This window comes from Xanthocytophaga flava (assembly GCF_030068545.1).
In the GTDB taxonomy this organism is placed as follows: Bacteria; Bacteroidota; Bacteroidia; order Cytophagales; family 172606-1; genus Xanthocytophaga; species Xanthocytophaga flava.
This window is the reverse complement of sequence record NZ_JASJOR010000006.1, coordinates 323,042-335,206: the sequence shown is the minus strand read 5'-3', so window position 1 is coordinate 335,206 and position 12,165 is coordinate 323,042. Positions and strand designations below refer to the sequence as shown.

9 protein-coding genes are annotated in these 12,165 nt (G+C 35.2%); 5 read left to right on the top strand and 4 right to left on the bottom strand.

The annotated features are described in order from the left end of the window. Positions 1-9 precede the first annotated feature (9 nt). Together QNI15_RS11935 and QNI15_RS11930 are read right to left on the bottom strand one after the other, a co-directional pair. Positions 10-930, bottom strand: coding sequence for a hypothetical protein (locus QNI15_RS11935; protein ID WP_314031914.1), 921 nt, complete (start codon positions 928-930; stop codon positions 10-12). A 26-nt stretch (positions 931-956) separates the two neighbouring features. Further along, positions 957-2,822, bottom strand: coding sequence for a sensor histidine kinase (locus QNI15_RS11930; RefSeq protein ID WP_313995646.1), 1,866 nt, complete (start codon positions 2,820-2,822; stop codon positions 957-959). 590 nt (positions 2,823-3,412) lie between these two features. Here QNI15_RS11930 and QNI15_RS11925 point away from each other — a divergent pair. The 4 genes from QNI15_RS11925 (at position 3,413) to rsmG (ending at position 6,460) form a co-directional block, all read left to right on the top strand. Continuing rightward, positions 3,413-3,739, top strand: a complete 327-nt coding sequence (locus QNI15_RS11925) for a hypothetical protein (protein ID WP_313995644.1) — start codon at positions 3,413-3,415, stop codon at positions 3,737-3,739. Between the two features lie 255 nt (positions 3,740-3,994). Continuing rightward, positions 3,995-5,146: a glycosyltransferase gene (locus tag QNI15_RS11920; RefSeq protein WP_314031913.1), complete on the top strand. Its 1,152-nt coding sequence runs from the start codon at positions 3,995-3,997 to the stop codon at positions 5,144-5,146. Further along, positions 5,137-5,742 carry an RNA polymerase sigma factor gene (locus tag QNI15_RS11915; protein ID WP_313977425.1) on the top strand — a complete coding sequence of 202 codons (606 nt, stop codon included), beginning with the start codon at positions 5,137-5,139 and terminating at the stop codon, positions 5,740-5,742. Before QNI15_RS11920 ends, QNI15_RS11915 begins: the two co-directional genes overlap by 10 nt. Before the next feature lie 88 nt (positions 5,743-5,830). Next, the gene (gene rsmG, locus QNI15_RS11910) at positions 5,831-6,460 is read left to right on the top strand and encodes a 16S rRNA (guanine(527)-N(7))-methyltransferase RsmG (RefSeq protein ID WP_313995639.1); all 630 of its coding nucleotides are present in this window, start codon (positions 5,831-5,833) and stop codon (positions 6,458-6,460) included. 36 nt (positions 6,461-6,496) lie between these two features. Here rsmG and QNI15_RS11905 read toward each other — a convergent pair whose 3' ends face one another. Continuing rightward, positions 6,497-7,816 (bottom strand): RagB/SusD family nutrient uptake outer membrane protein, encoded by a 1,320-nt coding sequence (locus tag QNI15_RS11905; RefSeq protein ID WP_314031912.1) that lies wholly within the window; start codon positions 7,814-7,816, stop codon positions 6,497-6,499. Between the two features lie 66 nt (positions 7,817-7,882). Then, positions 7,883-10,957: a SusC/RagA family TonB-linked outer membrane protein gene (locus QNI15_RS11900; RefSeq protein WP_314031911.1), complete on the bottom strand. Its 3,075-nt coding sequence runs from the start codon at positions 10,955-10,957 to the stop codon at positions 7,883-7,885. Between the two features lie 717 nt (positions 10,958-11,674). On the opposite strand from QNI15_RS11900, the gene QNI15_RS11895 reads away from it, so the two are divergent. Beyond that, positions 11,675-12,088: a response regulator gene (locus QNI15_RS11895; RefSeq protein WP_313977421.1), complete on the top strand. Its 414-nt coding sequence runs from the start codon at positions 11,675-11,677 to the stop codon at positions 12,086-12,088. The last annotated feature ends 77 nt before the right edge of the window (positions 12,089-12,165 follow it).

The following is a 12,165-nucleotide window of genomic DNA, read 5'->3' as shown; positions in this document are numbered from 1 at the left end:
ATCAGATTTTTAAAAGACCTCAAAATCTTGTGTGAGGATACTAAATTCAAACTCAATTAGAGTGACTGTTTTTTTTTGGGTGATCTTTCCTTGGGTATCCACTATAGTAGGAAGCTTAGGAAGAGAACTACTTTTATATTTGCCTATTTCCTGTACAGACTTTCCTCCCACATCAAATTCGAAAGTATGTGAAAATAACGTATCCAATGTAAAATTACTGGTGAAATTCATTTGATAAAGATGTCCCACAGAATCTGTGCTATATAAAGAGTATTCATATAAATTGAATCTATCAGATTGCATAGAGTCAATCTGAAATGTTAAGCTAGTTCTATCACACTCATTCAAATAAGTATATTCTGTTATTTCATATAAACGTAATAGTTCGTTTTTACTATTATCTAGTTTATCTGTTTCAACCCTATATTTCTCTTTTGTACAAGGAGACGGATAGATATAAGGATTTTTAGTGTAATAGAACTTTTTCTCAAGTAGATTAGATCTATTATAGTGGTAAGTAACTTTACTAAATAATGACGCCTCTGTTTCCTGAAAAGAAAATACTGAGTCACAAGGAAAAGGGCTTTCTCTAAAATCATAATCAAACGAGTAAGTAGAGGTTTCGATTACTTGATTGAAACGATTATATGTATGTACAATTTTGTAGTGACCACCAAATTCAGATACTCCCTGAATAGAAGTTAAATTACCTTTACTATCATATTCTTCTATTTTTAGAAAAAAAGTTCCTCCATTACCACATGATTCATTAAAAATAGTTTTTCCAGTTACAATTCTTTTGATAGTGTGGGTATTCTTGTCTTTAGGTAATACGGTTATACAGTATGAGGAGTCATTTTGTTCATTTTGATATTCCTTACAAGATGTCGCTACAAGTAAGAATATACATATTATCCAGCTATTGCTCATCTTAAAGCACTGCATAATAGTAGAGCCTATAGCTGGTTATAAGGTAAAAATACTTCAAATGTGGTTCCCATGCCTGGTTGGCTTTCTACTGTAATCTGTCCATGATGGACATCTACTACAGTTTTTACATAACTTAATCCTAGTCCAAATCCTTTAACATCATGCAGATTACCCGTAGAAACACGATAGAATTTGTCAAATATTTTACCTAATGCTTCTTTGCTCATACCAATGCCATGATCTGTAATACTTATTTTTAAACCATCAGATACATTTTGTGTTGAGATCTGAATTTGCGGTTTCTCTGGAGAATATTTGTTTGCATTATCAAGTAAATTATAAATCAGGTTAGTGATATGTACTTCATCTGCTTCAATCTCAGTATTCTCCGCATCTAACTGAAGATCTACAGTTCCTTCCCGTTTTTCAATCTGAACGCCAATATTCTGTAATACATCTTCAATTACCTCATGTACATTTATAGTACTAAGTTTTAGTTTGAGTTGGCCTTTATCCAGAGTTGCTGCCTGAAGAACTTTTTCTACTTGCGACCCAAGCCGACGATTTTCATCAGAGATCACTCGCAAATACCGATTTAATGAGCTTGCATGTGTTTGAACATCAGGATCTTGTAGCATCTCACATGCCAACGAGATCGTTGCTATAGGTGTCTTAAATTCGTGGGTCATATTATTAATAAAGTCATTCTTTACTTCTGATAATTTCTTTTGTTTCAGAATCGTATTAACTGACACATAAAATATTGCCATAATGACCCCACACAGAACAATGGAGATTAATAAAATCCAGAAAGTAGAGCTATTGATAAAAGTTTGCTTATCTGGAAATAGAACATATAATATATCGTTTTTTGCATGCAGATCATTGGTGAACAGGTTGATCGTAAATGCCTCTGATGGAATTGAACGATCTACAGATTGATTTGACGCGAAGAATACCTGCTTTGATTTGGAAGAATGAACACCATACTCAAAAGGAATGTTTATACTTTGATTTTTAATCTCTGCTTTTAGTAGAGAATCCAGTTTAATGGGATTAATACGTTGCTCAACAGGTCGTTCCTTCGCAAATAATTGTTGAAAGACTTCTTTTACAATAGTAGATTGCTGTTGAACTTTATCTACCTTAGTCTGTATTTCAGGCTGAGGAATAGTAGCGATTACTGGGTTGTTATCTTTTTTGCCTTTTCGTTTTTTAGATGGTTTCTTTACCTGGATTGCTCCTAATGTATGTTGATTGGTTGTATCCAATATCAATGAATCTACCGGAATGCCCATTAAACGCATTTGCTCCAGCATTGCTTCGTTTAGCCAACGTTCCAATGCCTCATTCTGTCGTTGCATTTCCTGCATTTCGTGTCTAAACTCAGACATATCACGAAAGGGATCATGTCTGCGAAAAAGATTATTTTGAGGTTGGCTGCTTGGATAAATACTTGCAGAGTCATATCCACTATATAAAGGACTATACTCTGTGTATGTTTGCTGAATATGAAACTGAACGATTCCAGGATAAATCATTTCCACAGAGTCTATAGCACCATTATAATTGTCTTTTTTAGAATTGTTTTTACGATTTCTTTTTCGAAGGTTTTTTGCGGGCTCTGTTGTTGCTAAAGCATCAATATTTTGAGTAGAAGCCCCGGTTATATTTTGATGGCTGGTATCTCGTAGTTGCTGAGATGCCAACCATAGCACTTCTTCCCTCTGCAATTTATTGGCAACATGTTGCAATGCCTCCTGTACGTTCTGATCAAATCGTTCCTCTGCAACTGTACGTGCCTGAAAGATCCAATATCCCTGAAAACCGATCAGCCCAAGTGTAGCTAATGCCATCAGGAAGATAATCCATCTGATTTGTTGCTTTTTCATAAACTTATATTCACACACTTACTTGTTTCAAATAAGGCTGCTTCCATACTCTGGTACAGTCTACTCTAAGATAACAAAATTACAAGTCGTTCGTCTTTATTTGTGGTTTTTAACACTCTTTAACACATTTTCTTAAGTGCCAGGTTACTTTTAGGAAATATCATCATAAAAATAAAATACATATTGCTGCAACCATTTATCCGCTTTTTGCATCTTATTATTGTCTTGTTTCACCGATTGTCCGATTTTGAGATAAAGTGTCCGAAATCGGATAAATAGGTTTTGAGATATAGGCTAAATTTTTAAAAGAAAGCATTTTTTGTTTTTGGCATGTGGCTTGTAACTGTTGAGAGCCGGATAAACTGTTTCCAGAGATTCATCTGCCAGAAATCGCACTTCACGCTGTAATTTTATGAGTTACGCGGAAAAGCCTTGATCTAAGTACTACAATTTGTTTTTTTACATAGTATTCAAGAATTTAAAAATATTTGCAAAATATATAGTACTATGTATTGCAAGGTATTGTCTATTAACATATATTTGTCACTATAATTCATACATTCGATTTTTAGCCTTTTATATATATTATCATGAAACCAGTAAAAGTTTACTCCCAATTAGCGTTGCTTTGTCTGTTACTGATGAGCATGGGCTTTCCGAGCGTAATAGCGGAGGATGACACAGGTTCAGATAAAACTAAATCTGTACGGTACGTAAAGGTTGGCTTTCTTGCCTGCACTCGTCAGGTGTCTCAGGTAGAGGATACTCAAAAAATCCAGGAGACCAAATGCGTAAATAAGATTGATAAAGAAGAAGATGATAAAATAATAAACAATAACCCGCCTAAAATATCACAAAAGGTAGGAGCTAGTGTTGAGACCGTTTCTCAACATATTGAGCAATGGCTTAAGCATTAAGATCTTACTGAATTAAAAAACAAAAGGTTCCCACTTATAAACGGGAACCTTTTGTTTTAGTACCATTTAAGGGTTTGGCCCTTGCTGAAACTATTATTCTTTTTGGGTAAAACATTACACTTGTCAACAATCTTGATTAAAAAGTCCTGTCTGCTAGTATAAGTCTGAGGTTAGCATAACTCTTTTTGCTATTTTTGAGCTGTCATTATACATGGTTCTCTTATACGTTTTGCAGGACAATTTTTCAATTATCGAATGATTTCAGAATTACCTTTATTTACAGACTATCCACTCTACATAAACATTCTATTTTGTGTATTTGTGGGTACTATTGCTATATCTCTGTTTTACCAATTGTTTTTCTTTAGCCGACTGGCATTTTATAAAGATATACAAAAGCCAGAATCGGTAGATGAGTGGCCTGGAGTTTCAGTTGTGGTATGTGCTTGGAATGAACTGGAAAACTTGAAGAAATTAATTCCGCTCTTATTAAATCAAAAATATCCTTATTTTGAGATTATTATAGTGGATGATCGTTCTGATGATGAATGTTATGATTTTTTGCTATTTGAATCCTTCAAGCATCCAAAATTGCATTTGGTCCGAATTAATGATACTCCCGATCATATCTCTTCCAAAAAATATGCATTAACATTAGGTATAAAGGCTGCTCAATATGATATTGTTTTGTTGACAGATGCAGATTGTCTTCCTGAGAGCGATAACTGGATTACATACATGACTAGTCCAATTCGGGACGAAAAGAAGGTAGTTTTAGGATTCTCGCCATATCGATATAATACAGGATTTCTAAATTTTCTAATCAGGCATGAAACTTTTTATACTGCAGTCCAGTATATGTCCTTTGCAGTAGCAGGATTACCTTATATGGGAGTTGGGCGCAATCTAAGTTACAGAAAATCACTTTTCATACAAAACAAAGGATTTCATTCACATTTAAGAGTAGTAGGGGGTGATGACGATTTGTTTGTAGGAGAAGTTGCTAACAAAAAAAATACTGCAATTTGTGTTTTACCTGACTCTTTTATGGTTTCTGAACCGAAATCTACATTTAAGACATGGTTCAGACAAAAAAGGCGACACCTGAATGTTGGGAAAAAATATAAATTGCGTAATAAGTTCCTATTAGCTATGTTGTCACTGTCCCAATTATTATTTTGGGTTTGTGGCATACTTTTAGTCTGTCTTCAAGCGTTTATACCTTTTGTAGTAATAGGTTGGTTGATTCGTACAATAGTACAGACATGGCTACTCTATCGAATTGCCAAACGCTTGGATGAAAGCATTGAATGGTATACATTGCCTCTGTTTGATTTCTTTTATACATTTTACTACATGTTCATTGGAACCTGGGCTTTATTTACAAAACGTGCCTCATGGAGTTAGATAAAGAGTTCTCATCGAAAGCCTTAGAAGATTTTAAGCTGGTAGACCAGGCTATTGGTGGTGACCAGAAGGCATATGCCGAGTTAATGAAGCGGTATAAGAAACCATTGTATCATACAGTATTGAAAATGGTTCGGAATGTTGATGATGCAGAAGACCTGACAATCGAGTCTTTTGCTAAGGCGTTTCGTAATCTGGATAAGTTTAAAAAAGATTTTAGTTTTAGTACCTGGTTATTTCGTATAGCGACTAATAATTGTATTGACTTTTTACGTAAAAAGAGATTGGATACCATGCGTATTGCAGGATCTTTGCGTGATAGCAATGGTGATGAAGTAGCAATTGAAATAAAAGATAATAAACTGAATCCGCAGGAAGAAGCAATTAAGGATCAGAAGAATGAAATCATTCGGTTGATTATACATAAGTTGCCTCCAAAGTACCAGACTCTTGTGAACCTGAGATATTTTCAGGAGCTTTCCTATGAAGAGATTGCAGATGAATTACAAGCTCCTTTAGGAACTGTTAAGGCTCAGTTGCATCGTGCCAGAGAATTACTCTATGACCTAGTGAAAGACAAACAAGAACATATCTAACGGCTTTATTTTTTGTTTTTGACTTCAAGCATCTTTTAGAATCTGAAAAGATGTTATTTTTGAGGCTTTAACAAAATATAGATAACCTGTGGATATAATCCTGAAGTATTTCCCTCACCTTACCGAAAAACAGAAGGAACAATTTGCCTTATTAGAGACTCTTTATAAAGAGTGGAATGAGAAGATCAATGTTATTTCCCGAAAAGACATTGATGCATTATATGAAAAGCATATTCTACATTCATTAGGCATTGCAAAAGTTATTACCTTTAAATCTGGGACTGATATTCTGGATGTTGGTACTGGAGGGGGCTTTCCTGGTATTCCTTTGGCTATCTTATTTCCAGAATGTAATTTTCATCTGGTAGATTCAATAGGAAAGAAGATTAAAGTTGTGCAGGAAGTAGCAATTGGGGTTGGTCTTACCAATGTTAAAGCAGATCAGGCCAGGGCAGAACAATTACCTCTTACTTATGATTTTGTTGTGAGTAGAGCTGTTACTCAAATGAAAGAGTTTTATGGATGGGTAAAACACAAAATCAACAAACAGTATCAACATGATCTGAGAAATGGTATCTTATACCTTAAGGGAGGGGATTTGACAGAAGAACTTGATGCAGCAAGAGTAAAATATAAGTTATATCCATTGACAGAATACTTTGAAGAGGAATTTTTTGAAACAAAATATGTAGTATATATTCCAGTAGACAAGAAATAAAAACAAAGGGGCAATCTTTAAATTGCCCCTTTGTTTTTATTGTGCATAACCTGGATTCTGTGTTAGGTTTTTATTGGTATCTCTTTCGCGTTGGGGAATTGGTAAAACTAACTCATTAGCATTAAAAGGCAAATCACCTACAGATTGTTCGGTTCGCTTCAAATCATGTAAAAGGTGTCCCTCAAATGCTAACTCTAATTTTCTTTCTTTTAAAATCTGTGACAGATTAACAGTAGCCAAAGGGTTGAGTCCAGCTCTTTCACGAATAACATTGATATCATCTACAGGAGCAGCACCTACACTTTCACCAAGTCTGAAATTAGCTTCAGCTCGGGTTAGATACATTTCGGCAAAACGGATAATAGGGACGTTTCCATACTGATCTGTATACTTTTCAGTAAACACCCGATTACTGGATGTATAAAAGAATGTTCCTCTTACATCGTTTTCTTCATATAACTGTAGATGTTTTTGCTGTACACGAATATCTCCCCGACCACCATAACCAGAAGAAACAAAGAAAGTATTGAGCCCATTGACTCCGTCCTGGTTTGTCACTTTAATTGAGAATATATTCTCTGCAGTGGGTGTTCCACCAAAAATTTCATAATTATTAAATGCTTCTGTAAAATCACTTAATAAAGTATAGGCTTCTGATTCAATAACTGCATTTGCTGCATCTCTTGCTGCTGCATAATTTCCCTGCATTAAATAAACTCGGGATAACATAGCGGTAACAACTTGTTTATTGGCAAGAGTACTGCCTCCTGAAGCATCTTCTAACAGACTTTCTGCTTTGGTTAAATCACTAATAACCTGTGCATATACCTCTGCTACAGTTGCCCTTGCTGGATAATCTGTTTCATCAAGAGGAACATGAGTAGCAGTTAATATGATAGGTACTCCTGGATTTTGTGCTGGATTACCATCATTCCAGGATTTCGCAAATAACCTAACTAATTCAAAGTGCATGGCTGCTCTAATAAATAATGCTTCTCCTTCAACTCTTGCTCTTTCATCTTCAACAACAATAGGCAATGCCTCTAGGACATTATTTACCCGATTAATGACATCATAGCATCCTAACCAGGTATCTCGAACCTGAGTATTGGTGGTTGCAATGGTTTTACGCCATAGTTCATCCAAACTTGAGAATGTGCCTGCAAATACAACTTCTCTGTCATCACCAACCAAATCTGCTGTATATGAAATAGCCCCTGCATAGGTATCATCAGATTGTAGGCCATCATACGCTCCTGTGAGTGCAGCAATAACTGCAGGAGAAGTTGTTAACGCATTTGTTTCGTCTATTTCTTGTATAGGGGTTACATCCAACTTATTGTTACAAGAACTCAAAACATATAGTAAAACAGATGTAATTATTATTAAGAATGATCTGTAAAATCTCATATAGTGGTTTTATTAAAAATTAACATTTATGCCTACTAAAAACGTCTTTGCTTGAGGGGCAGAATAAAAATCATAGCCTTGAGCAATATTTGAAACAATATCATCGGCATTTACTTCCGGATCCCAACCTTTATAATTCGTAATAGTAAGGAGGTTCTGAGCAGAAAAATATATGCGGGCCTTACTAATTTTGACCTTATTTATAATAGATTGGGGAATTGTATATCCAAGTGTCAGTGTGCGAAGGCGTAGAAAAGATCCATCATAGATAAAACGTGTAGATGGCTGTGCGCCATTGTTATAAAACAGACGAGCCTCCGGAATATTTGTGTTTTTGTTTTCTGGAGTCCATGCATTTAACTGATCTGCAGTTTGATTATCCTCATAACGACCATTCGCAGATGAATAGCGGCCTACACCATAAAAGTTTAATTTATTTCCATATTGCCCATTAAAGAATATGCTTAAATCAAATCCTTTATAGCTGAATGTATTGGTAATACCTCCTACTAAAGAAGGCCAAGGATTTCCAGATATTACTCTTTGAGTCTCTGTATAATCATTTGTTTTAGTACGATCTCTGGACCCATCTGCATTTAGTGTGTTTTTGTACCAGAGTGCATCTCCATTGGTTGGATCTACACCTGCGTATTCTGCTGTATAAAATACTCCAATAGGCTGGCCTTCTACAACTCTACTCATATTTTCAAGACCAGCTTCAATAATTTGTCCCTGAATATTGATTACTTTATTTCGATTGCTGGATAGATTGAGTGAGGTTGTCCATTTAAACTCATTTACCAAGTTTTGTGTATTTAAGACAAATTCCCATCCTTGATTCTGCAATTTGCCTACATTTTGAATAATCGTAGGGAATCCTGTTGACCCTGGAACATTTACATTTAATAATAAATCTTTAGTCTCTTTAAAATAATAATCTATTTCACCACTAATTCGGTTATTAAAGAAGCCAAAGTCTACTCCAACGTCTGTTTGAGTAGTTGTTTCCCATTTTAAGTTTGGATTTGATAGTTGATAGGGGCGTTGTCCAGGAGTGTCTCCATAGTTGCCATCTCCTGCAAATAGCCCTAATTGAGGAAAATTACCGATTTCAGCATTTCCTGTTAATCCATAACTAGTACGTAACTTAAGAAAACTCATAAAAGAATTATCTTTTAACCAATCTTCTTCTGAGAGTACCCATCCGGCAGATGCCGCAGGGAAGAATCCATATTTACTGTTTTTACCAAAACGGGATGATCCATCAATACGAGCGCTGACAGAAAGCAGATATTTCTCATTAAGTTTGTAATTTGCTCTTAGGAAGTAAGATAAGAATCGGAAATTGCTTTCTCTAGAAAAACCACCAGATTTTAACGCTGCACTTTGAATCAAACGATAAGCCTCCCCAGGAAATTGGCGACCTTCAATGTAATTGCGTTTTGTCTGTGATTGTTGATAAGATGTACCCAAAGTGAGTCCAAGGCTATGAATACCAAATACTTTATTATAGCTAAAATAATTGTTGGTAGTATAATTTAGCACTCCTGTGTAATAGTTCTGTCCTAAACCATTTGCTCCAGAGGTATTACGATTGGTTTTTGCATTATAATAAGCTTCTTCCTGTTGGTTTAAGATATCTATTCCAAACTCAGAACGGAAAGTCAAGCCTTCAAGAAGTGTTAATTCTCCAAACACGTTACTGATATTGCGATACCCTATCTGACGATAATAGGCATTGCCAATATTAATTAGAGGATTATAATAGTTTGGCAAATCTGGATCTCCTGGAGGGGTCCCTATAGCTAAACCAGTCGTTGGGTCTTTTATTGGGGAAATAGGCGTTAAGGCAATTGCTTGTAATGGATTGTCAAACTGGCGGTCTCCTGATAAACGATCGTTAAAGCTACGAGCTAAACTTAAGTTAAATCCGAATTTAAAAATCTTGGAAACTTGCTGATCCAGATTTATGCGTCCAGATATTCTGTTAAATGCATTTCCAATCAGAATACCTTTTTGATCAAGATACTGACCTGAGATAAAAAAGCGAGTCTTATCTGAACCTCCACTTACATTTAGATCAATTTGATTGGAAGGAGCATCATTAAGAAATATCTCATTTTGCCAGTTTGTATTTGCAGCTTTATCGGTGCCAAATGTTTCTGCGCTGTAATAGTCAAAGAAACCATTCATATAGGTCGTATAGGAATCTTCCGACGCCGGGTCTAATTCTTCAATCCGATCAGAGTTTGCTGCTGCCTGACGGTAGAAGTTAACATATTCTGTTGCATTCAGCATACGAACTTTACGTGTAGGTTGACTGATACCTGTTTGATAGTTTACAGTCACATTTGTTTTTGCGCTCTTTCCACGTTTTGTTGTAATAACTACAACCCCATTCGCCGCACGTGATCCATAGATAGCTGCTGCAGAAGCATCTTTAAGGATCTCAAATGACTCGACATCATTAAAATTTATATCTGCCAGAGGATTGGTTGCCCCACCAGAAGAAGATTGATCGCCTGTAGTGAGGACAATACCATCAACAACATACAAAGGTTGCGTACCTGCGGATATAGAAGATGCACCTCTTATACGTACCTGAACAGCCTGTCCAAGTTTACCTGTACCTTGATTAACAAGTACACCAGCTGCACGGCCTTGTAAGGCTGCATCTAAACTAGGGGTTGGAGTATTTTCTATTTCCTTAGAGGTAACTCTGGCAATATTACCTGTAACATCTCTTTTAATCTGTGAGCCATAACCTGTAACCACTATTTCAGATAATTCATTGACGTCTGTAACCAGTGGTACATTGACAATAGATTGATTGCCTACAGGAACTTCCTTGGAGAGATAGCCAATGAAGCTGAATACCAGAATTGCATTTTCAGGGACAGAAAGTGTGTACTTTCCAGATGCATCTGTTGAGCTTCCTCGGGAAGTTCCTTTGATAATGACTGAAACTCCAGGTAAAGGTTGTTGATCTGTGCTGGATGTTACTTGTCCTGTTATGGTTCTTTCTTGTGCTATCAGCCATCCAGAGATGCAGAAAAAGCACATACTAAATAGGAAAAGTTTTCTCATAAGCGTTTAATTAATGGTTAAATAAATGGTGTTTTATAGTAATTTTCATTGTAAAAATCTTATATCTTATTAATGTATAAAAAAAGATTTTTATTTGGCTAATTGAGGATGGTAATATACAAAATAAAGTATTTTCTGTATTAATAAATATCTTATTTTGATAAAATCTCTAATGGCAGATGATATTTTGGATATTTACTATAGGTTGATATTGTCTTATTAATAGAAAATGGTATGCTAAAGGGTTTAAAGCATTTCTTATTCTCATGCATTTCTTATGTTCATCTGACCATTTTGCTGTTTTTAGTCAAAATTTGAATTATTAAAAAGGAGTACTTTTCAAGTTCTGGAAAGATGATAGAGTACTATATTAATTCATATACCATATCTACTAAAACAGAATCGTTGGCAGGTCAAAATCTCAATGCTTGTCTAGGTATGCATCTTTTTCATCTTTAACCTGCCTTTATCTACAAATTCTTACACACTCACATTCTGTCTGTATATGAGCGATTTAACTAAATATAGCTGATAAATGTCATTCATCTGAAATTCCTGATAGAAAAATGGCTAAGAGGTAGTTTTTTCATGGGAAAACTTTACTAATATATTACGTACATTAGTAATCAGTTACTTAGCATTACTCAATAAAGGAGGTTTCTAGTACTTTTGATTTACGGTTATAGAAAAAGAACATCCAATCTTCTCATTGAAAATATGATTGACTTAGTATTATTGGTGGATGATAACGATACTGATAACTTTATCAGCAAACGTATTATTGAAATCACCAAATTTGCCAAAAGAGTGGAGGTGAAGAACTCGGGAAAGAGTGCTCTGGAATTTCTGGAACGTGAACAAAATAATCCGGAGAACTTACCAGAAATTGTATTTCTGGATATTAATATGCCCATTGTTGATGGATTTGTTTTTCTTTTTGAATTTGAAATGTTTCCAGAAGCGTTGAAAAACAAGTGTAAGATTGTAATTCTTTCCAGCTCTGATAATCGTCGTGATATTGAAAAGATTGTAGATAATGAATATGTGATTAAATTTGTCACCAAACCGTTGACAGAAAGTATTTTAAGTGAAGTAAAAGCTCTTCCGCAAGTAAATCCGATTTTCAGATAAGAGCTTGATAATAATATAGTCTTAAATACCTGCCTTGTTTTATGGACAGGTATTTTTGTGTTTTTAGATGTATCAAC